Genomic DNA, 21,855 nt, shown 5'->3' with positions numbered 1-21,855 from the left:
TCGGGGGCGTGACAGAAGGGAGCCTTCAGGCGTAGCTCCAGCGGAATGTGCCCATCACAGCATCGAACAACTCTACGAGGGTGTCGTAGAAGACGGGATCCGAGCCGGGTGCGATCAGGGCGCTGAAGGAGAAGCTGAGGTATTGGTCGGGGGCGCTGTCCGGGACAGGGACGAAGTACTCGACCCGGCGGTGAGCGACGTCTACGCCCTGCGCCGCGTCGGCGGGCACGTCTCGCTCCGAGCGGAGGGCCGCGGTGTCGTCGAGTTCCCGCATCTCGGCCCCGGGGATCTCGGAGGCGAGCGCTGCTAGGACGGCTTCCGGACCGCTGTCACGTCTGACTCGGGGGATTTCGATCGGCTCCGAAGCCACGAATGAAACAGGCAGCGCGATGCCGTGAAGGCGCTCGGTGGGGAGGTAGAGAGTCATACCCCCCTTGGCGCTGGCCCGGCGGACGACCTTCTTCAGCTCTTGGGCGAGCTTCAGCCGGGCCTTCGGAATGTCGTCCTTGGGAAAGCCGACTGGCAGTTGCGCGACGGCCTTCCGGACGATGCGGTCCATCGCTTCCTTGGTACCGGTGCGCAGCGGAATCACGTCCCAGCCGGGCGGCGGCACCAGGTTGAAACCGTTCGGGGGCCGGCGGAGCTCAGCGGTGGTCATTGCGCCCCCGGGACACTTCCACGGCGTAGGTAACGCCTACGAAGAGCGCCCACGCCGGGGCGGCGATCATGCCCGGCCAGAAGCCGAAGAACAGCGAGGGCAGGAAGAAACCGCCGCCCATGGCGAGATCCCGGGTGAGGTAGGGCGGACGGCCCGCGTATCGGGGGTACTTCGCGAACACCCAGACGTAGTGCAGGAGACAGCCGACGATCCCGGCCTCATAGATGTAGAGCACGTCATTTCTCAGGGACTTCGGCACCAGGATCATGATTCCCAATACCGGCAGGAACAGCGGCATCCCGATTATCAGTGTCAGCCGGAGCCGCCGGTTCGGGCCGGTACCGAGCCCGGTGCGGGCGGCTTCGGCCTCGGCAATGCGATGCGCCGAGTTCAGATCCATGGTCATTCCTTACCAGTGGGTGTCGGGGGCGGGCTTCAGGGTGTTGTCCTTCCAGTCCGAGTACGCCGAGTTGTACGGCTTCTCGCCGGTCCCGAACTCCTCGTGGGTCCAGCTTGTCAGGTCACTCTTTCCGAGTGTCTTGTCCATGACGTCCATCCCCATGCCGGTCCAGGCGATGCCGAGGCCCATCTGATAGGACTTGTACGCCTTGTCCGCCGCAGCGCCTGCGGCGGCCGGGAAGGTAGCTTTGTTCGCCTGCAGCATCTTCGCCATGCCGGCCATCTCCTTGTCGCCGAGGTGCACCAGCGTCGACAACGGGCTGACCCTCAGCGGCCCTTTGGCCACCAGGCCGACGTTCTGGGAGATGGACTTCCGCATCGCATTGCGGGCCGCTCCGACGGCCTGCCGACCCGCCCCTTGCGGCAATCTGGTCATCAGCCGCCCCGTGTCGTCCAGGATGCCCTTGACCCCGGCGAGCCCCCGGCTCAGGCCGGCGGTCCGGGCGGCCTGAGCGGCACCCACGGTCGCTTTGGCGCCACTAGCGAGCTTCGCGGCAGCCCCAAGGCCACCTACGACGAGTAGCCCTCCCACGACGTCGAAGATGACGTCCGTCCAGGTGGCGTCGCCGGATGCCACCAAGAGGAGCCTCAGCCCGATCGTGACCGCCGCGATGCCGAGGACGAGCATGTTCAAACCGGGAATGAGGAGCGCCACAAAGCCCGCGATCGTCGCGACCCAGCCGAGAATATCGATGAACGCCTTGATCAGATCGGCATTGTCATGGACCCAGCCCTTGACGTTATCCCACCACGAATCCTCGATGATGTCTTCGATTTCCGCACGAATCTTTCCCTCGTGATGGGTGGCCCGGCTGTCGCGATCGCTGGTGATCGTGTTCAGCTGAGTTCGGTACATCAGATATGGATCGTGGTCGGTTCCGCTGACGGAGGGCTTGGGAGTGTTCTTGTCACCTGATTCGGCTTCTTTGGCCTCCCTGGCCTTTTCGGCCTCGAGCTCGTCCTGTCTTTCCTTGGCTCGGCGCAGGACTTTGTCGGCCTCGGTCTGGAAGTCCTCCAACTCATTGGACCAGGTGGTGAGGTGGGTGTGGACACGCTCGTAGCGACTGGCCACCTCTCGCATGTGCTTCTCCAGCGTGCCGGACTCCTCACGCAGGCGTTTGACGTACTTGCCCTTGAGTTTGTCCTCATTACTGATCGTCTGGAGGTTCTTGGCCTGGTCTCTCAGCTTCTGGGCGACCGACACCATGTGGCTGACCTCGGCGCGGATCTCCTCCGGGTCTCCGGGCACCGGGTCGGAGTCGCGGAGCGGCTGCCAGTCCAGTGGACGGCGCTTGGATGTCGGTGTCACTTCTTCTGCTTCTTCTCGTCGCGCTTGGCCAACTGGTTGTCGAGATCTTCGAATGCCTTCTTGGTGCCGGCCACCATTTGACCGACACTGCCGAGGCTTTCGACGAGTTTGGTGCGGTAGTCGTCCCAGTTGTCGACGAAATCTTTCATGACGTCGGCAATCTTTCCGGAACCCCAGTGATCGCGCATATCGTCGCGACGGTTCTCGATGTCCTCGAACGTCTTCTTGAGTTGGCTGAGTGTTTTCTCGGACTCGGCGAGAAATTCGTAGTCGACCGTAAGGTCTGAGTCGGACACTCAGGACCCTCCCCCTGCGTATGGCGGTTCTGTGATCAGCGGTTGACGGCCTGGATTTCCTGGACGGTGATGTCCTGTGTGGCGCCGAAGGTGCCGTTCGGGAGGTCGCCGCCGGTGTTGCCTGTGCCGGTCCAGGCGATTTCCCAGGTGATGGTGGCGCGGAGTTTGTACGTGCCGTCGCCGGAGGAGCGGAGGTACTTGAGGCCGCAGGGTGGGGTCTGGGTGGACTTGCCCTTGGCGTACGGTTCGCCGATCGAGCCGTCGGCGTTGATGGCGCACTCGCCGGAGGCGGGGTAGGTCTCGGCGTCCTCGGTGCCTGGTTCCAGCTTGAGGGCGACCGGCTTTGCGGTGGTCGTGGCCGAGATGTTGAAGCCGGGGACGTTGATGGCGGCCGTGGCCTGGACCTCGTCGAAGACGGCCTTGTCGAGCCAGGCCCAGGTCGGGAGGTTCACCTTGGTCGTGGCCTCGGGGGCGAGGGTGACCTTGGTGTCGGGGAGCTCCATGTGCTGGTAGGCGAGGGCGGCGAGGATCTCCGGGCGGATGGCCTCTTCGTACTCGGGGGGCGGGGCCTCGCCGTTGTCCACCCAGAAGGGGACCTCGTTGCACGAACTCCGCTTCAGGACGTCGGGCTCGTTGGGGTTCTCGACGCCGGCCCAGAACATGCCTTCGCCGTCCTTGTCGACGTTGTAGTCCTTGTAGCCCGGGTGACCGGTCCAGCCGAACTCGTCCTCGTAGTGCTGCTGCAGCTGTCCGATGGCCGAGCCCGCGGTGCCGCCCATGCCGGGGGTGTTCTTGGCGTTCTCGATCTCCTCGGACATCTTCTTCTTGAAGTCCTTGGCGCCGAGGTAGGGGGCGTACCAGCAGGGCGGGGGCGTCCAGTTGATGTCGGAGGACGTTACGTTGCCGGTGCTGCCGTTCGCGGTGACGGAGCCGGAGTACTGGATCTTGGCGGCGGCGTAGATGCCGGTGTTGTCGCCGCCACCTGACTGCTCTGTTGTGCTGCCCTCGCCGAAGCCCGTTCCCTCCCCGGCGTAAGCCGGTTCCGTGAGGGCGACGATGCCGAAGGCCAACGTCAGAGCTGTGGTGCCGAGGAGCGAGCGTCGTGACTTGTTCACTGGCACTTCGCGGCCTTCTCCTCGACGTACACCTTGGACGCCTGCCACAGGCTGTCGGCCGTAGGGGCCTTGACCATGATGATTTTGAAGTAACCGAAGTCCGTGATGTTGGGCGTGGTCTTCAGGACCTTCCCGGTCTTGACCTCTTTGCTGTAGAACTTGCTTGAGTCCACACAGAACGCGACTTCCACCGCGCTGCCGTTCGTGGTGGACCGGGTGCTGACGTCGTATTGGCGCCGGGTGCCGGTCGCCGTCCAGCCGCCTTTGACCCTGTCGTTGATCTGCACCTGCGCGTAGTGCAGTCCATCGCCGGTGGAGTAGGTGACGACGGCTGCGTCGTCGGCCGTGCGCTTGACCATGCCGTGGTAGATGGCCCGGATGTAGTTCGCGGCGTCCTCCATTGCTGCCGCCTCGTTCTTGTCCTTCGGTGTGGCCCAGTCGAAGACCAAGTTGATGTCCTTGGGCAAGGACACATCTACGCCGTCCGGCTTGTCCTCCGCCGGTGCGCCCGAGCCGGAGGCCGAGGCCGTCGGTGTTGGCGACCCCTGATCGGCGCCTGCGATCTTGTCGTTGTCGCTGGCCTTGTCGTCCCCGCTTCCGCAGGCCGTCAAGAGCAGTGCGGCCGTTGCCGTCAGCGCGGCAGCAACGGGCAAAGAGCGGCGCTTCAAAGTGAACTCCCCGTGAGACATCAGTTCAAGCAGTGATCTGACGGTATCGGTGAGGTTCTCGCTTTCGCCAGGGCGAACTTGCCTGTGAACTTGGGCAATTCCGGGCGTATGGGGTGTCTGTGAGTGTGAGCTGTGTCCTGATCGTTCTCGAATGGGTGACGGCCCCGGACGTGCTGGTAAGTGCGTCCGGGGCCGTCGTTGTCAGGGAGCTCCGCTTTGCTATCGCGGGGTCCTGCATCGCGGGCATGCGCAGGGTGGATACGCCGATGTGCGGGGCACGGGTTCATGGCGGCCGCCGGCGATGATCTCGAGGCTTCCGCGGTCCTCGGTCACCCTGCCCTCGGCGTTGAGTCTGTAGACGCGGAGGGTCAGGCGGGAGCGGTGCTGGGGGCTCTCCATGACGTCCGGGGCGTTTAGTGCGTCCAGGACGTTCAGTGCGTCCGTCAGTGGCGGGTAGTGCACCGCGCACTCCGGACACGCGTACACGTTGAAGCCGGGGCCCGTCGGGGCGTGGACCTCGTGGACCAGGACCGGTTCCTCCGTCGTGCGCTCGCAGCGGGCGCACATGCGCAGCGCCGGGCGGGTCATCGGATGACCGTCGGGATGCGGATGCCGTGGATGTGCTTGGGGCCGATGTCGATGCCGAGGGTGGCCAGGCCTGCGGCGCGGCGGCGTTCGCGTTGGAGGCGGAGTTCGGTCTCGTCGAGGAGTTCTGTGCGGCGGGGTGGGGGCATGGGGGTGACGCGGAGGGGCGGCAGGGTGCCCAGGCGGTGGCGGCCCCTCGGGCGTGGAGTGCAGACGGTCAGGATCCAGGCGAGGGCCCGGACGGTAAGGTCCAGCATGTTGACGCTCCTTAGAAGCGTTGGCCATGCCCCGGGACGGCTCCACCCGTCGCCGGGGTCTTCATTTTCCGCCGATCAGCCTACATGGCTACGCATGTCAGTGCATAGCAGTACGCAGCAATGCGGCCATTGCTGCAGCTCAGGGCTGTTTTACGGTGGTGGGTATGGCAGCAGACACAGGCGACTCGCCGATCGACCCGAACAAGATCGCGTACGTCTATATGCAGGTGGCTGACCACATCGCTGCCCGGATCGCGTCCGGTGACCTCAGGCCCGGAGCGCGCTTGCCGGGTGAGCAGGACCTCGGTACGGAGTACGGGGTCGCCTATCTGACCGCCCGCCGCGCCATCCGCGAACTCCGCGAACGCGGCCTCGTCATCACCCTCCCCGCCAAGGGAACCTTCGTCGCCTACCCCGAAGCCGAAGAACCCGGCGCCGACGAGGAGTAGTACCCGCTCCGGCTGCGCGGCCGCCTCACGCCTGGAATTCCGTGAGGTCGATGGCGTGGACGCGCAGTGGGTAGCCGTACTTCGGGTGGGTCGTCTCCCGTTCGGGCACCATGCCGAGCTTTCGGATGACGTTCTCGGAGGCGTTGTCGCCCAGTCTGTTGATGCTGACGACGCGGTCGAGGCCGCGGTCCTGGAGGGCGAACTCCAGGGTGGCGTGGGCGGCTTCGGAGGCGTAGCCCTGGCCCCAGAACTGGGAGCCGAGGCGCCAGCTGATGGCTGCGTGGGGCAGCAGCTCCGGGAGGAGTTCCGGTACGGACAGGCCTGTGAAGCCTGCCAGTTCGCCTGAGGCGAGGAGTTCCACGGCGAAGAGGCCGAAGCCCTCCTCGTCCCACTCCTCCTCCCAGCGCTCGATGGCCTCCGCCGTCTCGTCCAGGTCGCGTACCGAGCCGTCGTCGATCCAGCGCATGACTCGGGGGTCCGCGTTGATGTCAGCCATCGGAGCGAGGTCGTCGTCGTGCCAGCGACGGAGGAGGAGGCGAGGGGTGCGGATCTCGGTCATGGCGTCCATCCTGCCTGTGATGTGGGGCGCATCCGTAATCCGGCGTTCGGCACGTTCGCAGGGCTCCGCCCCGTTCCGAACGGACGAGAGCCCATCCAGGAACGGGGCGGAACACAACCTCGGTCAACCGCCCCGACGTCCAGTCGCACCCTCGGCTCAGTGCCTACGGCACCGCGCCACATCGATCCGCACGATCTGCGGATCATGGTCGCTCGCCTGGTCCGCGAACTCCGCGTTGATGTGGACGACGTCGTAGTCGAAGTGCGTGACCGCCGGAGTCGTCAGCGTGTGGTCCAGGGTCTGGGAGTTGCCGTCGAAGACGTAGGTGTAGCGCTCCGCCGCCGGGAGGGTGGTGATCAGTGGCGTCAGCACGCCCCCGTCCGTCAGGGTCGTCACCGTGCCCGAGAACTCGTAGTCGTTGAGGTCGCCCAGAACGACCGCCTTGGCGTGCTTGTCGGCGGCCAGGAGCGACTTCACGAAGGTGTTCACCTCCGCCGCCTGCGCCGCGCGCTGCGTCTCCGAGCTGCGGGTGGGCTGCTGGTAGCGGCCGTGGAGAGGCTGGTCGCCGCCCTTTGACGTGAAGTGGTTCGCTATGACGAAGACCGACTCGCCGTGGAAGACGAACTCGCCGACCAGCGGCTTGCGGCTGCTGTCCCACGCGTCGCTCGTCGGGTTGATACGGCCCGGGGAGTACGTGAGCCGGGCGCCCTTCCTCGTCTTCACCACGGTCGTCGCCGTCGTCGCGTCGCCGCCCGCGCGGTCCTGGAAGGCGACCCGCTTGGCGTTGAAGAGGAACACCTGGCGGATGTTGCCGCCGGGCTCGCCGCCGTCGGTGCTGTTCTCGGGGGTGATGTAGCGCCACGAGTAGCGGGGGCCGCCGGCCGCGCGGATCGCGTCGGTGAAGCGAGTCAGGGTCGCCTCGGACGTCAGCGTGCCGTCGTTCGTCGCGCCGTTGTCGTCCTGGATCTCCTCCAGGGCCACGATGTCGGGGGAGTTGAGGTTGACCGCGACGCCCTCGGCGAGGCGGTCGAACTTCTCCTGGGCGTCGAGGGCGTCGAGGTTCTCGACGTTGTACGTGGCGACCGCCAGCTCGTTGCCCTTCTGGCGGCGGGTCACCTCCCGCTTCAGGCCCGCGGGGACCAACGTGCCGAGCTGGGTGGCCTGGACGTTGTAGCCGCCGTACGTCGAGTAGTCGAGCGGGCCCGTCGTCGTGCCGGACAGGGCGTCGCCGACGTTCGCCGTCGGGAAGGCGGCCGTCGAGTCGAGCGACATGACCTTCAGGCGGCCGGTGTTGGGCTGGTCGTAGGCGGAGTAGACGGTGCCGCCGCGGGTCGTCGGGTGCTCGTCCGGCTTGACCGTGACCCACAGCTCGTCGTACGCCGTGGTCGCGCCCACCACGCGCGCGTCGGTGAACGTCGTCCGCTCGCCCTCAAGGGACTCGTAGAAGTCCAGGGCGTAGGCGGTGGGTTCGAGGGGGAGGGCGTCGATGCTGCCGCCGGCGGCGTCGGGGGTGTAGGCGTCCGGGACCGTCGTCGTGTTCAGGGCCACCGGGGCCGGCAGAGCGTTGCCGCTGGACAGGACCGTCACCGTCGGGCCGGTGATCTCCGTGACCGACTGGCTGCTGCTGCTCGGGTAATACTCCGTCACCTTGCCGGTGACCAGCACCGAGTCGCCGACCGCCACCGTGGGCGTGGCCGAACCGGTGTAGACGAACAGCCCCTCGCTGGTGCGGGCGTCGGTGTCGGCCTCCGGGTCCTGGATCCAGTAGCCCTTCGAGCCGGACGTACGCACGCCCGTGACGATGCCCGGGACCCGGGTGACCGCCTTCCCGGCGTACGGGGAGACGCGGGTCGTGCCCTGGATGTCGTGGATGCGGGCGGTGCCCGGGTCGGTCGTACCGCCACCGCCACCTCCGCCCTCGCCGCCGCCTGTGTCCGGGGTCTGGCCCGCCGAGTTGACCGGCGTCGGAGTCCCCGCGGTGAGGTCGGCCGCGTTGTCGTCCGTGTCCGCGAGGGACTCGGCGCGGCTGACCGAGGCGGTGTTGGAGGCGCCCGTCGCGGGACCGGTGCCCTCGCGGACGACCGCTGTGCCGTAGCCGACGATGTCCAGGACCCGGCTGTCGGCCGTGCAGTCGGCGGCGGTCTTGCAGGTCAGCGCGGTCGTACCGGAGACGAGGGCGATCGTGCCGGTGGTGGCGCTCATCGCGATGGAGCCGGAGGCGTCGGGGGTCGGGAGGGCCGTCGTACCGCCGCTGCCCACACCCTCGCCGACCAGGTAGCGGTTGCCGGCGGCGAGCGAACCGCTCAGGGGCGTCACCTGCCAGAGCGAGCTTGCGGAGGCCGAGCCGGGCAGGTACTGGACGCTGTAGCCGGACAGATCGAAGACCTCGGAGCCCGCGTTGGCCAGCTCGACGAAGTCCCGGGTCAGTGTGGCACCCGAGTTCCCGCCACCGCCGTACACCTCGGAGATCACCGCGGTGGCCGACGGAACGGCGGCGGCGGTCCAGGCGGGCAGCGCGGTCAGCGCAAGCGCACCCACCGCACCCACGGATATCAGGGGGTAGGCGGCGCGGCGGCTCTTTCCTGTACGGCGGGGTCTTCCATCGGGGCTGGACACGCTGGCGGTCTCCTCGGATCTGACGGTCGGACGGGCGGGCGGGCGGACTTCGGGCGGCGGGTGCGTACACACAGGCGTTCACCCGGGCGTTCACGCAGGCGTTCACACAGGCGTTGAGCGGCGGGTACGGCAATGCACCTTCGGTCGGCGGCACTTGTGGCGGGGGTGTGGGGGACCCGTGGGGAGTCGGCTCAAGTTACGCGCGTAGAAGGGGAGCCGCCAAGAGGTCGTAGGTTAAATCCTGGGAACGGGTGGATGAGTGGGGGCTGTGATGTGCGGGGGTGCGGCGGGACGATCCACCGCCCCCGATCACGGCACGAGGCGCACATACGTACTCGGCCTGCACTAACGTCCTCTGGCATGCACATGAACAGGGTGGGGAAGATGCTGGCCACGGTGGTGGCCGCAGTCGGGCTGCTGGGTGCGGCCGGCTTTGTCGTCGTGGGGTCGTCGGCCGGGGACCTCCTCTTCGGGTACGGGTGCGGGGAGGCGGAGGACGCACTCGGGGAGGCGTTGGCCGCGGAGTCCGTGCTGGGGGTGGCGCCGGAGGGGAGCAGGGGAAGGGGGTCGTACCAGGAGTGCGATGACGACGATCGGTTCGTGGTCGCCGGGAGGGCGTACGGGTATGACGGCAAGCGCGAGAGTGCGCTGGAGCACTATCGGCGGACGGCGTCCGAACGTGGGTGGGGGCCCGTGGCCGACGGGGAGTGCTTCGCGAAGCGGGTCGACGGTACGACGGCGTATCTGACGGTCTGGGGTCCGCAGGACGGAAAGCTTCAGGTCGAGATCATCGCGGATCGGGGTGACGGCCGCTGGTGCGAGTGAAGTCGCCCCGCGTCACCCGTTCCGTCAGGGACTCGCCTCCCTCTCGTACCAACGATCCGTAACCCGTCGCCGCCCACACGCTCCGCTCGCCCGGCGGACCCGGCGGACCCGGCGGACCCGGCGGACCCGGCGGACCCCGCGGACCCCGCGGACTCGGCGAGGGTGGGCGTGGGCAGCGAGGGCAGTGCCGCCCGCGGGATCACCAGCAGCACCATCCGCCGTACGGCCGGTGTTCTCCTCGTGTCAGGGGACATGTACTGACTCCCTCACTGTGCGGCCGAGCTTGGTGAACCCGTCGGGGACGGCGGCCAGCAGGTCGTCCTCGTAGTAGGGGATGCGCTGCGGGCCGCCGTCCGGGGACGGCAGGGTCAGCAGGAGGGACGGGTAGTCGTTCGGGTGGGTGTCGTTGAGGCAGCGGTCGCAGAGGGGGAGCATCTTGCGGCGGCTGTCCTCGGTCGACACCTTGACGTGACGGCTGCTCTTCGCCGGGCCGTGCAGGGGGTTCACTCCGCAGCAGCGGGTGACGTCCTCGTGGGCCAGGGCGGAGCGGGTCGCGCGGGCCAGGACGATGACCGCGACGAGAGGGCCGGGGCGGAGACCGTCGAGGCCGTCGGCCGCGAGCAGCATGGTGGCGTCGTAGCGGTTGCGGGCGCGGGTGTCCGCCGTCTCTCCGGTGCCGAAGTCGCGGGTCATCGCCCGGAGTTCGGTCTTCGCCGTGCTGCGCAGATACGACTCCGAGGGCGCCGCCGGGGAGACCCTCGCGAGGTTCGCGGTGGGGGTCGGGTCCGGCTTGCGGCGCACGAGCCACTTGCGGACCAGGCCCAGGACCGCCGCCACCACGCCGTACAGCGCCACTGCCGCGAGGGCGCCGATGATCAGGCCCTGCCAGAAGTCGCCGTAATAGAGCGGGCGCAGGTCGTCCTCGGCGATCGGGTCCGGGGCCGACGTGAACGGCTCGCCCGGGGTCTGCGGGTCGGCCGTGCGCTCGGCCTTGTCGAGGTACGTCATGAGGGCGTCGAGGCGTTCGCCGAGGAGGTGGTCGTCGGCTCGGTCCGCCTTGGCGTCGCCGTACGCGATGGACTCGGGAAGGTCGTAGAGGAGGTCCAGACTGTCCAGCCGCAGGCCGTAGTTGAAGACGTCGATCATGCCGAACAGGGGGTCGGCGACGATGTACACCCCGTCCTTGCCCAGCTTGTCGTGGAGCGCGGCCGCGAACGCCTCCTCGTCGGCGCCGGATTCGTCCTCGTACAGCTGCGGGACGACGGCGACGAACACCGGGCCGCCGTCCGCAGAGGCTCTGAACTTCTCGATACGGGCGTGGAGTTGCGTCAGCTGTCGCGCGTCCAGGACCCTCGGGCTCTCCGGGTCCGCGTAGACCGGGTCCTCGGCCAGGCCCTTCGTGACGCGGTCGAGGCGGGCGTTGAGGTCGACGGCGCGGGGCGTGGGCGAGGCGCTCGACCTGGTCTCGTCGAAGACGAGGGGGGCGGTCACGCCGATCGCGACGGCGGTGGCCAGGGCGATCGCGGGGAGGAGCCAGACGAGCCTGGTCCTCTCCTGCTTCGGCGTGGGCCGGGCCGCTCCGGGGCGGCGGCGCCACCAGCGGCGTACGTACGGAACCAGCAGCAGGATCAGGAGCGGGGTGCCGGTCATGGCCAGCCCCGTGAGGAAGGACTGGCTGTCGCGGTCGGACTGGGTGATGTACATGTCCGGCGGTGAGCCGTCGGCGTACTTCTCGCGGGCCGCCTCCGCGCGGGCGGCGGCCTTCGCCTCGCCCTGGGTGAGGACGTCGACGAAGCGCTCGAAGTGCAGCAACGGGCCCGCATCGTAGGGGAGTTCATAAGTCGTCGCGGTCGCCGCCGCGTCGGCGGGGACGTCCACGCCGTACGCCGTGGCGTCGGCGACCTGTGTCTCGTCGAGGAGTACGTACAGGCCGTCCTTGCCGAGGCGGTCGTGGACCGTGCCGAGGAGCTGGTGGCCGGGGGCCGCCTGGCCGGGGAGGACGAGGACGTACGTCGGGACGCCGGTCCGCTCGGCGAGTTTCGCGAAGTCGGGAGTGGTGGACTTCGGGATCTCGCGCGGGAGTTGGTCGGAGACGTAGACCGGGTTCTCGCGCAGCCGGTCGGCCAGGTAGGCGGCCTGGGTGTCGGCGGAGGTGGTGGTGTCCGCGGTGTCGGCGGCGCGGGCCGGGGTGGCGGTTGCGAAGAGGGCGAGGAGGAGCGCGAAGAGGGTGAGGAGGGAGGCGGGGAGGGGCAGCAGGCGGATCCTGACCGGGCCGTTCGTCGTTGCCGCAGCTCTCATCCTCAAGTCCCCCCGCTCACCGCCTGTTTTCACGCGCGGCACTCTACTGGGGGACTCCTCGATCGTGGGGTGAGTAGTGCTTGGTGTTCGTGAGGGGGCGGGGGACGCGCCGCGCTGCTAGTCCTGCAGCAACTTCCGCAACTGAGGCGACAGTTCGGGCACCTGCGCCCCCGCCGCCTGCGCCGCCGCGACGGTCCGGACGTAGGCCATCGCCTCCTCCCGCAGCCGCGCCTTCTCCTTGCCCTGCCGGCTTCCCGCCAGCCAGACGATGACCGCCAGGGGGATCGCGGCGAGCGCGCCGTAGCCGATCGGCTCGGTCTCCGACCAGGCCCAGGCCGCGCCGATGCCACCCGCGAGGATCAGGAGGCAGCCGCCCTCGTCGTGCCAGCCGCCGGAGTCGGCGATGCGCTCGTACTCGGCGACGGCGGGGGGCTTCGGGGGAACGGTGGCGTGCCCGGGGTGCGGACACGGCTGGGGGCGTGCGGCGGGGGCGTACCCGGCGAGGTCGTGTCCGGCGGGGTTGTGTCCGTCAGCCGTGCCTGCCGCGGGTGTGTACCCGGCGGAGCTCTGCCCGTCGGCCGTCCCCGCCTCCGCCGCATACCCGGCCGGACCCTGCGCTCCAGCCGTCCCCGCCCCCGAATACGACGGAATCGGCGTGGCCCCCTTCCCCGTTCCGCCCTCCGTCTTTCCCTCCAGCCAGGCCGGAACATGCGACAGCGGCAGACCGTACGCGCGGGCCACGCCCAGCACCTCGCGGTAGCCCGCGAGCGCGGGATGCTGCAGCTCACGCTTCCATCCCTTGCGGACCTGGACGAGCGCGGCCACGGCCAGGACGATCACGGGGCCCGCCGTCAGTGCCGCCTTCGGGCCCAGTGAGGGCACGCCCATGGCGACGACGGGCCAGGTCGCGGCCGCCGCGAGGGCCAGACCGCCGAGCCATGCCATCGGCCGGTGCTGGGCCCGGTTCGCCGCGCGGCGGCGGTCCGCGAGCAGTGCTCGTACCGCCTCGTCGTTCGTGTAGTCGACGCCGGTCCGCGCACCGATCGCGTGCACGGCCGTCCGTACCCGGGGGTCCGACGCCAGCGCTGCCCCTCCGATCGGAAGAAGGCTCTCCGCTGTCTCCGCCATGGCCGTAACCCCGCCCCCGTGTCCGTGAATCGAGCAAAGATCATGGCACGTCGGTTTCAAGCCTTCGTGAGCGAATCGTGCAGGCATGATGAGCGGAACGTGACGAACGGCGTCCGGAGAGGAAGATGGGACGTCTGTCATCGATTCGCTGCCGCACAGTCGACGGCCCTTTCCTCGCTCCCCTACAACTGGGCAACGCGCTGCAGAAGTTGCAGATGGATAACGAGGAGCAGGGTGAGAAGCGTGACTCCGAACGCGCCTTGAGGGGCTTATGTGCGGCTGATACGGTGCGATGGCTTGACACTCACCCCAGCGATGGCTATCCGCGAAGGATCAGGTGAACGCGGGTGAAGTGTCCTATTTTGCAGAGAATTTGGCAGACAATTTCTTGGGTGTACGGGGAGCGGTTGCGTGAAGATCCAAGAGCGTACGGGGGCGGGTCAGGGTCGTTCCGCCGCTCCGGCTCAGCCGTCGGTCGGTGACCGGCTTCCCACGCCGCCTCGCGAGCGCAAACCGGCGCTGGCCGCGTTGGCGGTGCTGTTGATCCTGGTGGGTGCGCTGGGGGCGACGATGCTCGTGCTCCAGGCCGGGGACCGGATCGAGGTCGTGAAGGTCACGGCGGAGATTCCGGCGGGTGGTTCGGTCACCGACAGCAATGTGACGTCCGTTCTGGTCGCCGAGGACAGCAGCATCCACTACATCGAGTGGGGTCAGCTCGCGGCGCTGAAGAAGCTGAAGGCCGTGAGCAACATCCCGGCCGGCGTCGTCGCCGTCGGTGAGATGTTCGGCGACGAGGCCGGTGCGACCAAGGGCAAGACCCTCGTCGGTCTCTCCCTCAAGGCGGGCCAGTTCCCGGCCGGCGTCAAGGAAGGCGACACCGTCGCCGCGTACCGCGTGGCCGAGGGTTCCGGTTCCTCCAGCAGCAACAGCAACAGCTCTGCTTCCGCGTCGGGCGGCAGCAACTCCCTGCTCGTGGAGAAGGCGGTCGTGGCCGACGTACCGCAGGCGAGCGGTGACGAGATCGTCGGCAGCACGAACCAGTCGTACACGCTGGCCGTCGACAACGACGAGGCCCCCGCCCTCGCCCAGGCCGCCGCCAACGGCGAAGTCGTCCTCGTCCTCGTCCCCAGCAACAACAGCAGCAACTAGAAGGCGGCCCCACACCCATGGCGCTCATCGCTCTCGCCGCCGACAAGGGTTCCCCCGGCGTCACCACCGCGGCCGTCGCCCTCGCGGCGGTCTGGCCGCGGCGGGCCCTGCTCGCGGAGACCGACCCGGCGGGCGGCGACCTCGTCTACCGCAGTGCCGCCGCGCACGGCGGGCCGCTCAACCCCAACACCGGCATGCTGTCGATCGCGGCCACCGCGCGCCGCGGCCTGGTCCCCGACCAACTCTGGGACCACGTCCAGCCGTTGAGCGGCGGCCTCGAAGTGCTGGTCGGCCTCGGGAACGCCGAGCAGGCCGCCGGTCTCGCCGGCCTGTGGCCCACCCTCGGCCACTCCTTCGCCGCGCTCGCCGAGTCCCCGCACGCCCCCGCCGACGTCATCGCCGACTGCGGCCGCATCGCGGGGGACACGCCTGCCGTGGACCTCTTCCCGCACGCCTCCCTCGTGCTCCTCATCTCCCGCACCGAGCCGGAGGCCATCGCGCGGGTCCGCGACCGGGCCGCCGCCCTCGGCAACAAGCTGCACGGCGGCCAGCGCGGAGTGGCGACCATGGGCAACCCGATGATCGGTGTCGTCCTCATCGCCGACACCAACAACGCGGCGAAGATCGCGGGCCAGGTCAACGACATGCTCGTGCACGCCCAGACCGGCGCCCGCGTCGTCGGCACCATCGCCGACGACCCCGCCGGCGCCGACCAGTTGGCGGGCCGCAAGCGCGGACGCCTCGACAAGTCGCTGCTCATCCGCTCCGCCCGCAAGGTCACCGCGGACCTCTACCAGCAGTACGGCGCCGCCTGGTCCGTACCCACCCAGGCCCAGCACGGTCAGATGCACGGCCAGATGAACGGCCATGCGGAGGCCGGGCGATGACCGCTGTCGACCATCAACTGGTCAAGCGGTTCCGGCAGGACGCCGGCGACCGGATCGCCGAGCAGCGGCGCCAGGACCAGGTGGCCGGCGTCACGCCGATGTCCGGCGAGGACGAACGGCACTACGCCCGCGCGGTCATAGCCCAGATCCTCGAGGACCACGCCCGTACCGAGATCAACGCGGGCCGTACTCCGCTCGACGCGGAGACCGAGGAGCAGTACGCCGCCGCCGTGCACGCCGCGCTCTTCGGCGTCGGCCGGCTCCAGCCGCTGCTCGACAACCCGGACGTCGAGAACATCGACATCAACGGCTACGACCAGGTCTTCGTCGGCTACTCCGACGGCCGCGAGGTCAAGGGTGACCCGGTCGCCGAGTCCGACGAGGAGCTCATCGAGCTCATCCAGGTCCTCGGCGCCTACTCGGGTCTGTCGTCCCGCCCCTTCGACTCCGCCAACCCCCAGCTCGACCTCCGGCTCCCGGACGGCTCCCGTCTGTCGGCGGTCATGGACGTCACCCGGCGCCCCGCGCTGTCGATCCGTCGCGCCCGCATGGGCAAGGTCTTCATCTCCGACCTCGTCGGCAACGGCACACTGAGCCCGGAGGTCGCGCACTTCCTGGCCTGCGCGGTCCGCGCCCGCAAGAACATCATGATCGCGGGCGCCACGAACGCCGGTAAGACCACCCTGTTGAGGGCGCTCGCCAACGAGATCCCTCCGCACGAGCGACTGATCACCGTCGAGCGTGCGCTGGAGCTCGGGCTCGACACCTTCCCCGATCTCCACCCCAACGTGGTGGCGTTCGAGGAGCGGTTGCCCAACTCCGAGGGCCAGGGCCTGATTTCGATGGCCGAGCTGGTCCGCCGTTCGCTGCGTATGAACCCCTCCCGCGTCATCGTCGGCGAGGTCCTCGGCGACGAGATCGTGACGATGCTCAACGCGATGTCGCAGGGCAACGACGGCTCGCTGTCCACGATCCACGCCAACAGCTCCAGCGAGGTCTTCAACCGTATCTCCACGTACGCGTTGCAGGCCTCCGAGCGGCTGCCCATCGAGGCCAGCCAGATGCTGATCGCGGGCGCCGTGAACTTCGTCGTCTTCATCCAGCGGCGCAACAACTACCAGACGGGCGGCCGCCTCCAGCGCATGGTCACCTCCATCCGCGAGGTCAACGGCGTGGACGGCCGCGTGCTGTCCAGCGAGGTCTTCGCCGAGGCGCACGACGGCCGGATCGTGCCGCACGCGCCCATCGCCTGCGTGGACGACCTGATCGCACAGGGCTACCGGCCCACGGGAGCGTGGGGGTGACCATGACGACTCATACGCAGACTCTTGCCGCGCTCGACTCGCTCGGTTCGATGGGCGGGTTGTTCTCGACCACGGTCCTGTACTCGATCGCCTCCGGTGTCGCCGTCGGCGGTGGTATCGCGCTGTTCGCCATCGCCGTACGCGGGTTGCCGGCCAAGCCCGAGCACGAGAAGCAGAAGGCCGCCGAGCGGGCGAGCGAGCTGATCCGGTTCGCCGGGCAGCGGGGTTCGCTCGCCGCCATCATCGGCATCGTCGTGCTGCTGCTCACCCAGTGGGCCGTGGCCGGTATCGCGGCGGGCGTGCTCGTCTTCTTCTGGGACCGGCTGTTCGGCGGTGCCGGCGAGGAGCGCGCCGCGATGAAGCGCGTGGAGGCGCTGGCCGGCTGGACGGAGTCGCTGCGTGACACCATCGCCGGCGCGGTGGGTCTGGAGCAGGCGATCCCGGCGTCCGCGCGGGCCGCGGCGCCCGTGCTGCGCCCCCATCTCGACGCCCTCGTCGACCGGTTGCGCGCCCGGACACCGCTGCCCGAGGCGCTCCAGCATCTGGCCGACGAGATCGACGACGCGTCCGCCGACATCATCGTCGCGGCGCTCATCCTCAACGCCCGACTGCGCGGCCCGGGTCTGCGCCAGGTGCTCGGTGCGCTGGCGAAGTCGGCGCGTGAAGAGGTCGACATGCGCCAGCGTGTGATGGCCCAACGCGCCTCCACCCGCCGCTCGGTGCAGATCGTCGTGGCGGTGTCGGTCGCCTTCGTGCTCGGACTGTCCGTGTTCAACCGGGAGTTCGTCGAGCCGTACGGCACCGCGGTCGGCCAGGTCGTCCTCGCCGTCGTCTGCGGCCTGTTCGCCCTCGGCTTCTGGTGGCTGCGCAAGCTGTCGACCATCGAGACGCCCGAACGCTTCCTGATCAAGGACGAGTCGGCGGTCCAGTTCGTCCGTCCTCGCACGCCGTCCCAATCGGCCCAGTCGTCGCCGCAGGAAGAGGGGGTACGCCGATGAGTGACGTCACCATGCCGGTCGTCGTCGGCGCGGTCATCGGCCTCGGTATCTACGTCCTCGTCCGCGCCCTCATGCCGACCAAGCGCAGCGCCGTCTCGCAGGTCGCGCGGATCGACGCGATGCGGGCGCGCGGGACGGCGTACGAGTCTCCGCGCGCCGCCGCCGACAAGGGCCGCCTCGGTTCGCTGCGGGCCGATGTCGGACAGCGCGTCGCCGAGTTCTACCTCCAGCAGGGCTGGGAGCAGCGTTCGCTGCGCGCGGACCTCGCGGTGCTGGACCGCAGCTGGGAGAAGTTCCTGGCGACGAAGGTGCTGCTGGCGACGGCGGGGCTGTTCTTCGGCCCGTTCCTGTTCGCGATCGTGTGGACGCTGGCCCTCGCCGACAGCCCGATCATCCCGGTCTGGCTGGCGCTGCTGTTCGCGGCCCTCTTCTTCTTCCTCCCCGACCTGGAGGTACGGCGGGACGCCGCCGACAAGCGGCGCGACCTGCGGCGCGTGATCGGCGCGTACCTCGACCTCGTGTCGATGAGCCTCGCCGGCGGCCGCGGTCTTCCGGAGGCGCTGATGGCGGCGGCGGACGTGTCGGACGGCTGGGCCAACCAGCGCATCCGCAACGCCCTCGCCGACGCCCGTATCACCGGTATCAGCCAGTGGCAGGCGCTGGGCCAGCTCGGTGAGGAACTGGGTGTGGAGGAGCTGAAGGACCTCTCGGCCTCCCTCGCCCTGGTCGCGGACGACGGCGCCAAGGTCCGCGAATCGCTCGCCTCCCGCGCCGAGACCATGCGGCACCGCGAGATGGCCGAGATCGAGGGCAGCGCGGGCGAGAAGTCGCAGTCGATGCTCGTCGCCCAGCTGCTGCTGTGCGCGGGCTTCCTGGTGTTCCTGATCTACCCGGCAGCCATGCGGGTCTTCCAAGTCTGACGCCGCCTCAACCCTCGAAAGCCTCCCGAAAGGACAACTGACCATGAACGAGCGGAACTTCAGCACGGGGATCCCGGCGGTGGACTTCCTCGTCACCTTCCTCCAGGGCCGTGTGCAGCGTGCCCGCTCCGGCGAACTCGACCGCGGTGCCTCCGCCGTCGAGTGGGTCATCATCTCCGCGGTCGTCGTGGCGATCGTCGGCGTGGTCGCCGCGATCATCAACCGTGCCCTGGAGGGTGGCGCCGAGAAGGTGGAGAACTGCATCAACGGCGCCAACCAGAGCGGCACCTGCTGAGGCTGAAGCAGGAGCGGAAGCAGAGCAGAAGCACAAGCAGGGGAATCGAAGAAGGTACGGGGGTCAGGTGCAGCGCATGCGGGCGTGGGTACGCCGCCGGAGAGAAGCCGCCACGCAGCGCGGCGACTCCGGCATGACCGCGATCGAGTTCGTGCTGCTCACCCCCGTCCTGTTCTTCATGATCTTCGCCACCGTGCAGTTCGCGCTGTACTTCTTCGCCGACCACGTGGCCCAGGCGGCCGCCCAGGCCGGCGCCCGCAAGGCCCGTGCCACGGCACACGACGAGCCGGGCGCGTGGCGGGGCAAGGCGCGGGACGTGGTGGACGACTACATCGCCCAGCTCGGCCCGAGCCTGGTGCTGTCGCCCAACGTGGAGATGGTCCAGCCGGAACAGAACACGGTGGGTGTGGAGATCACGGCGCGGGTCCCGTCGGTGTTCCCCGGACTGGACATGACGGTGCACGCGCAGTCGGTCGGCCCGGTGGAGCGGTTCGTGAGGGAGAACGAGAACTAGCGATGCGCTTCTCTCTCACGTCCTTGAAGCGTCGCACGGCCGACGACGACCGGGGCCTGTCGGCCATCGAGGTCGTGATCCTCGCCCCGGTGATGATCCTCTTCATCCTCGTCCTGGTGGCCTTCGGGCAGATGGTCGAGGGCCGCGGGGCCATCGACGGCGCCGCGCGGGACGCCGCCCGTTCCGGCTCCCTCCAGTGGGACGTCGGCAACGCCATGGCGGAGGCCCGCAAGGCGGCCGAGGCCGATCTGACGGACGTCTGCGTCGGACCGGTGACCGTGGACAAGACCAGCGCGGGCTTCGCCGAAGCCGACCTCTTCACGGTTCAGGTCAGCTGCGAGGTGAAGGGTCTGGCCATGCTGGGCCTGGACATCAAGACCACGATGTCGGGTTCCTTCACGGCCCCGCTCGACCCGTTCAAGAGGAAGGCGGGATGAGGCAGTTGAGAGTCCCTGCCGCGATGGCCCACTGGCTGGGGTCCCGCCGCGCCCACCTCGACGACCGCGGCTCGGGCGCCGGCGCGGTCATCATCTTCGCCCTCGTCTTCATCTCCCTCTCCGCCTTCGTGATCGACGGCGGCCTGTCCATCTCCAAACGGGAACGCGCGGCGGACATCGCCGAACAGGCGGCCCGTTACGCGGCCCAGGACATCGACACCGAGGCCCTCTACGAGAACGAGGGCGGCGCCGCCCCCATCAACTACGAGAACTGCGACGCCCGCGTGAAGGCCTTCGCCCGCGAGATGGACATGTCCGGCGCGGACATCGCCGGAACGCACTGTGTCGCGGCGGATGTCGACCAGGTCGAGGTCGAGGTCCAGTTGACGTACTCGCCCGTGTTCACCGGGATGTTCTACGGCGGGGACGTGGTCGTGCATGGACAGGCGGTCGCGGAGAACGAGGTCGGATAGCGGGTCGGCCTCGGCCTCACGGCGGTGCGGGTGCGGCGCAGGTGCGGGTGCCGCCTACTTCTTGCCGTGCCCTGTGTCGCCGTGCGGGCCGCCGCAGTCGTCTCCGGGAGGAGTGGGGGCCGGGGGCGGGGGCGTGGTCGGTTCGGGCTGGGGCTCAGCCGGAGTGGACGGGTCCGGGTCCGGGGCCGGAGTCGGGGCCGGGGCCGGTTCGTTGCCGCCCGGCTCCTCCGGAGCAGGCGCGGGGTCGTCAACCGGCGTGGGGGCGACGGGAGTCGAGGGTTCCGGGTCCGGTGTGGGCTCGGGCGCGGGTGTGCTCGGCGGTTCCGGTGCCTTCGGTGAGTCGTCGACAGGGGCAGCCGGAGCGTTCCCGCCGGGCTCCTCCGGTGCGGGCTCGGCCGGCGGCGCCGACGACGTCGTACCGCCCGTCGCCTCCTCCTCGCCCGAACCCGGCCCACTGCCACGGGAGTCGGCCCTGACCGTCACGACCCCCGCCGCACCGCCCCCGCCGGCGACGGCAACCGCACCCGTGTCCCGCGCGGCCCCCGCCCCCTCCGGCGTGCGACCGTCACCACCGGCCGCCGGCTCGTCGACCGGCTCCTCCACCGGCGCCTGAGCCGCAGGCGCCTGCGCGACGGGCGTCCGCTGGGCGGGAACCGGCCCGGAGGCGACGGGCCCGAGCACGAGGAACACCGCGGCGGCACCCACGACCACCGCCCCCGCGGCGGCCGCGGCCTTCGACCCTCCGACGGAGGCGTGCCGCACTCCGTCGAGGAGCCCAGCACCCCCGCTGCTGAAGGCGGTTGCGGTCCCCGTGAACCCCAGCAGGAACTTCCCGGCGCCACCCCCGACCGCGAACACGAGCAGCGCGGGTCCGACCATCGCGGGCAGCCGATCGTTCGCGCTCATCAGCGCGGCCAGCCGTGCGCGGCAGTCGTCGCACGCGTCCACGTGCCCGAGCAGCCGCTCGGACTGCCGGGCGGAGGCGGCGCCGCGCACATACGCGGGCATCCGGGCCCAGTGCACCTGGCACGCGGGGTCCTCGGGTGCCCCGGTCTGCTCCTTGAGGAACGCCTGCCGCATGCCCTCCCGGGCCCGGTGGAGCAGTACGGCGGTGGCGCCCTCCTTGGTGCCGAGCTGCGGCCCGATCGCCGCGAGCGGCTGGCCCTCCGCCTCGGCCAGCCACAGCGCCTTGACCCACCGTTCGGGCAGCTGCCCCAGGACCCGCACCACCATGTCGACGGAGGACACCTGCTCGGCCGGATCGTCCCCGTGCCGCCCCACCTCGGCCTGTTCGCCGGCGGCGGCCTGCGGATCCTGCGGAGTCTCGCGTACGACACTCCCCGCGGCGCTCGCCAGGCGGCGCAACGTTGTCATCAGGTACGCCGGCACGTTGTCGATCTCGTGCCCCGCGGCCAGCCGCCGCCAGACCCTGAAGTGCGCCTCGGCGACGAGGTCTTCGGCGGTGTGCGCGTTCCGGGTGAGGGAGCGGGCGTACGCGACGAGACGCGGCTGCTGCTCCTCGTAGATCCGCGCGTACTCGGCGGCGGGGACGGCGGGTACAGCGGGTGCAGCGGGGACGGCGGTGGAAACGTCGGACATGGCGTAACGCTCCGGGGGGCCTGCTGATGGCGGGAACGGGGTTTGTACGCCTAGATG

Annotated in this window: 24 protein-coding genes; 11 read left to right on the top strand and 13 right to left on the bottom strand. The window is 69.4% G+C overall.

The annotated features are described in order from the left end of the window. Positions 1 to 25: 25 nt before the first annotated feature. The 8 genes from PH203_RS23500 to PH203_RS23465 all read right to left on the bottom strand — a co-directional run bounded on the left by PH203_RS23500 (position 26) and on the right by PH203_RS23465 (position 5,347). Positions 26 to 658, bottom strand: coding sequence for a hypothetical protein (locus tag PH203_RS23500; RefSeq protein ID WP_289922411.1), 633 nt, complete (start codon positions 656 to 658; stop codon positions 26 to 28). Further along, a complete protein-coding gene (locus tag PH203_RS23495) occupies positions 645 to 1,058 on the bottom strand; it encodes a hypothetical protein (protein ID WP_289922410.1) in 414 nt (137 codons plus the stop codon). Before PH203_RS23495 ends, PH203_RS23500 begins: the two co-directional genes overlap by 14 nt. 9 nt (positions 1,059 to 1,067) lie before the next feature. Further along, positions 1,068 to 2,426, bottom strand: coding sequence for a hypothetical protein (locus tag PH203_RS23490; protein WP_289922409.1), 1,359 nt, complete (start codon positions 2,424 to 2,426; stop codon positions 1,068 to 1,070). Further along, positions 2,423 to 2,722, bottom strand: coding sequence for a hypothetical protein (locus PH203_RS23485; protein ID WP_289922408.1), 300 nt, complete (start codon positions 2,720 to 2,722; stop codon positions 2,423 to 2,425). The genes PH203_RS23490 and PH203_RS23485 overlap by 4 nt, the downstream gene beginning before the upstream one ends. 35 nt (positions 2,723 to 2,757) lie before the next feature. After that, positions 2,758 to 3,843 carry a hypothetical protein gene (locus tag PH203_RS23480; protein WP_289922407.1) on the bottom strand — a complete coding sequence of 362 codons (1,086 nt, stop codon included), beginning with the start codon at positions 3,841 to 3,843 and terminating at the stop codon, positions 2,758 to 2,760. Further along, positions 3,834 to 4,505: a hypothetical protein gene (locus PH203_RS23475; RefSeq protein ID WP_289922406.1), complete on the bottom strand. Its 672-nt coding sequence runs from the start codon at positions 4,503 to 4,505 to the stop codon at positions 3,834 to 3,836. The genes PH203_RS23480 and PH203_RS23475 overlap by 10 nt, the downstream gene beginning before the upstream one ends. Positions 4,506 to 4,724: 219 nt before the next feature. Next, entirely contained in the window at positions 4,725 to 5,093 is a 369-nt protein-coding gene (locus tag PH203_RS23470; RefSeq protein WP_289922405.1) for a hypothetical protein, read from the bottom strand. Next, on the bottom strand, positions 5,090 to 5,347 hold the full coding sequence (locus PH203_RS23465; protein ID WP_289922404.1) for a hypothetical protein: 258 nt from the start codon (positions 5,345 to 5,347) through the stop codon (positions 5,090 to 5,092). Before PH203_RS23465 ends, PH203_RS23470 begins: the two co-directional genes overlap by 4 nt. Before the next feature lie 164 nt (positions 5,348 to 5,511). Here PH203_RS23465 and PH203_RS23460 point away from each other — a divergent pair, with 164 nt between their 5' ends. Continuing rightward, positions 5,512 to 5,796, top strand: coding sequence for a winged helix-turn-helix domain-containing protein (locus PH203_RS23460; RefSeq protein WP_289922403.1), 285 nt, complete (start codon positions 5,512 to 5,514; stop codon positions 5,794 to 5,796). Between the two features lie 25 nt (positions 5,797 to 5,821). Here the strand turns inward: PH203_RS23460 and PH203_RS23455 are convergent, their stop codons facing one another. Both PH203_RS23455 and PH203_RS23450 read right to left on the bottom strand, forming a co-directional pair. Continuing rightward, positions 5,822 to 6,355: a GNAT family N-acetyltransferase gene (locus PH203_RS23455; RefSeq protein ID WP_289922402.1), complete on the bottom strand. Its 534-nt coding sequence runs from the start codon at positions 6,353 to 6,355 to the stop codon at positions 5,822 to 5,824. 156 nt (positions 6,356 to 6,511) lie between these two features. Then, a complete protein-coding gene (locus PH203_RS23450; RefSeq protein ID WP_289922476.1) occupies positions 6,512 to 8,902 on the bottom strand; it encodes an endonuclease/exonuclease/phosphatase family protein in 2,391 nt (796 codons plus the stop codon). Between the two features lie 429 nt (positions 8,903 to 9,331). Between PH203_RS23450 and PH203_RS23445 the strand changes: the two genes are divergently transcribed. Continuing rightward, the gene (locus tag PH203_RS23445) at positions 9,332 to 9,796 is read left to right on the top strand and encodes a hypothetical protein (protein WP_289922401.1); all 465 of its coding nucleotides are present in this window, start codon (positions 9,332 to 9,334) and stop codon (positions 9,794 to 9,796) included. 243 nt (positions 9,797 to 10,039) lie between these two features. On the opposite strand, the gene PH203_RS23440 is transcribed toward PH203_RS23445, so the two are convergent. After that, positions 10,040 to 12,094 carry a hypothetical protein gene (locus PH203_RS23440; protein ID WP_289922400.1) on the bottom strand — a complete coding sequence of 685 codons (2,055 nt, stop codon included), beginning with the start codon at positions 12,092 to 12,094 and terminating at the stop codon, positions 10,040 to 10,042. Between the two features lie 117 nt (positions 12,095 to 12,211). Further along, positions 12,212 to 13,222 (bottom strand): hypothetical protein, encoded by a 1,011-nt coding sequence (locus PH203_RS23435; protein WP_289922399.1) that lies wholly within the window; start codon positions 13,220 to 13,222, stop codon positions 12,212 to 12,214. Between the two features lie 411 nt (positions 13,223 to 13,633). Here PH203_RS23435 and PH203_RS23430 point away from each other — a divergent pair, with 411 nt between their 5' ends. The 9 genes from PH203_RS23430 to PH203_RS23390 all read left to right on the top strand — a co-directional run bounded on the left by PH203_RS23430 (position 13,634) and on the right by PH203_RS23390 (position 20,199). After that, positions 13,634 to 14,371, top strand: a complete 738-nt coding sequence (locus tag PH203_RS23430; protein WP_289922398.1) for a hypothetical protein — start codon at positions 13,634 to 13,636, stop codon at positions 14,369 to 14,371. A 17-nt stretch (positions 14,372 to 14,388) separates the two neighbouring features. After that, the gene (locus PH203_RS23425) at positions 14,389 to 15,258 is read left to right on the top strand and encodes a hypothetical protein (protein ID WP_289922397.1); all 870 of its coding nucleotides are present in this window, start codon (positions 14,389 to 14,391) and stop codon (positions 15,256 to 15,258) included. Beyond that, on the top strand, positions 15,255 to 16,562 hold the full coding sequence (locus PH203_RS23420; RefSeq protein WP_289922396.1) for an ATPase, T2SS/T4P/T4SS family: 1,308 nt from the start codon (positions 15,255 to 15,257) through the stop codon (positions 16,560 to 16,562). The genes PH203_RS23425 and PH203_RS23420 overlap by 4 nt, the downstream gene beginning before the upstream one ends. A 2-nt stretch (positions 16,563 to 16,564) precedes the next feature. Next, positions 16,565 to 17,560 (top strand): type II secretion system F family protein, encoded by a 996-nt coding sequence (locus PH203_RS23415; RefSeq protein ID WP_289922395.1) that lies wholly within the window; start codon positions 16,565 to 16,567, stop codon positions 17,558 to 17,560. Then, complete coding sequence (locus PH203_RS23410) at positions 17,557 to 18,480, top strand: type II secretion system F family protein (protein WP_289922394.1); 924 nt, start codon at positions 17,557 to 17,559, stop codon at positions 18,478 to 18,480. Before PH203_RS23415 ends, PH203_RS23410 begins: the two co-directional genes overlap by 4 nt. Before the next feature lie 43 nt (positions 18,481 to 18,523). Continuing rightward, positions 18,524 to 18,775: a hypothetical protein gene (locus tag PH203_RS23405; protein ID WP_046263660.1), complete on the top strand. Its 252-nt coding sequence runs from the start codon at positions 18,524 to 18,526 to the stop codon at positions 18,773 to 18,775. Positions 18,776 to 18,851: 76 nt separating this feature from the next. After that, positions 18,852 to 19,289 (top strand): TadE family protein, encoded by a 438-nt coding sequence (locus PH203_RS23400; protein WP_289922393.1) that lies wholly within the window; start codon positions 18,852 to 18,854, stop codon positions 19,287 to 19,289. 2 nt (positions 19,290 to 19,291) lie between these two features. Beyond that, on the top strand, positions 19,292 to 19,726 hold the full coding sequence (locus PH203_RS23395; protein WP_289922392.1) for a TadE/TadG family type IV pilus assembly protein: 435 nt from the start codon (positions 19,292 to 19,294) through the stop codon (positions 19,724 to 19,726). Then, on the top strand, positions 19,723 to 20,199 hold the full coding sequence (locus tag PH203_RS23390; RefSeq protein WP_289922391.1) for a pilus assembly protein TadG-related protein: 477 nt from the start codon (positions 19,723 to 19,725) through the stop codon (positions 20,197 to 20,199). Before PH203_RS23395 ends, PH203_RS23390 begins: the two co-directional genes overlap by 4 nt. A 54-nt stretch (positions 20,200 to 20,253) precedes the next feature. Here the strand turns inward: PH203_RS23390 and PH203_RS23385 are convergent, their stop codons facing one another. After that, positions 20,254 to 21,798 carry a sigma-70 family RNA polymerase sigma factor gene (locus tag PH203_RS23385; RefSeq protein ID WP_289922389.1) on the bottom strand — a complete coding sequence of 515 codons (1,545 nt, stop codon included), beginning with the start codon at positions 21,796 to 21,798 and terminating at the stop codon, positions 20,254 to 20,256. Between the last annotated feature and the right edge of the window lie 57 nt (positions 21,799 to 21,855).

Origin of the sequence: Streptomyces sp. S.PB5, assembly GCF_030403745.1 — a bacterium.
Taxonomy (GTDB): domain Bacteria; phylum Actinomycetota; class Actinomycetes; order Streptomycetales; family Streptomycetaceae; genus Streptomyces.
Note: the sequence above shows the minus strand (reverse complement) of the source record. Positions and strands in the feature narration are given on the sequence as shown.

Bases quoted from the DNA above. Each gene is read 5' to 3' on its own strand.
- PH203_RS23500 (WP_289922411.1), bottom strand. From the start codon at position 658: ATGACCACCGCTGAGCTCCGCCGGCCCCCGAACGGTTTCAACCTGGTG.
- PH203_RS23495 (WP_289922410.1), bottom strand. From the start codon at position 1,058: ATGGATCTGAACTCGGCGCATCGCATTGCCGAGGCCGAAGCCGCCCGC.
- PH203_RS23470 (WP_289922405.1), bottom strand. From the start codon at position 5,093: ATGACCCGCCCGGCGCTGCGCATGTGCGCCCGCTGCGAGCGCACGACG.
- PH203_RS23465 (WP_289922404.1), bottom strand. From the start codon at position 5,347: ATGCTGGACCTTACCGTCCGGGCCCTCGCCTGGATCCTGACCGTCTGC.
- PH203_RS23460 (WP_289922403.1), top strand. From the start codon at position 5,512: ATGGCAGCAGACACAGGCGACTCGCCGATCGACCCGAACAAGATCGCG.
- PH203_RS23455 (WP_289922402.1), bottom strand. From the start codon at position 6,355: ATGACCGAGATCCGCACCCCTCGCCTCCTCCTCCGTCGCTGGCACGAC.
- PH203_RS23445 (WP_289922401.1), top strand. From the start codon at position 9,332: ATGCACATGAACAGGGTGGGGAAGATGCTGGCCACGGTGGTGGCCGCA.
- PH203_RS23440 (WP_289922400.1), bottom strand. From the start codon at position 12,094: ATGAGAGCTGCGGCAACGACGAACGGCCCGGTCAGGATCCGCCTGCTG.
- PH203_RS23435 (WP_289922399.1), bottom strand. From the start codon at position 13,222: ATGGCGGAGACAGCGGAGAGCCTTCTTCCGATCGGAGGGGCAGCGCTG.
- PH203_RS23425 (WP_289922397.1), top strand. From the start codon at position 14,389: ATGGCGCTCATCGCTCTCGCCGCCGACAAGGGTTCCCCCGGCGTCACC.
- PH203_RS23420 (WP_289922396.1), top strand. From the start codon at position 15,255: ATGACCGCTGTCGACCATCAACTGGTCAAGCGGTTCCGGCAGGACGCC.
- PH203_RS23415 (WP_289922395.1), top strand. From the start codon at position 16,565: ATGACGACTCATACGCAGACTCTTGCCGCGCTCGACTCGCTCGGTTCG.
- PH203_RS23410 (WP_289922394.1), top strand. From the start codon at position 17,557: ATGAGTGACGTCACCATGCCGGTCGTCGTCGGCGCGGTCATCGGCCTC.
- PH203_RS23405 (WP_046263660.1), top strand. From the start codon at position 18,524: ATGAACGAGCGGAACTTCAGCACGGGGATCCCGGCGGTGGACTTCCTC.
- PH203_RS23400 (WP_289922393.1), top strand. From the start codon at position 18,852: ATGCGGGCGTGGGTACGCCGCCGGAGAGAAGCCGCCACGCAGCGCGGC.
- PH203_RS23395 (WP_289922392.1), top strand. From the start codon at position 19,292: ATGCGCTTCTCTCTCACGTCCTTGAAGCGTCGCACGGCCGACGACGAC.
- PH203_RS23390 (WP_289922391.1), top strand. From the start codon at position 19,723: ATGAGGCAGTTGAGAGTCCCTGCCGCGATGGCCCACTGGCTGGGGTCC.
- PH203_RS23385 (WP_289922389.1), bottom strand. From the start codon at position 21,798: ATGTCCGACGTTTCCACCGCCGTCCCCGCTGCACCCGCTGTACCCGCC.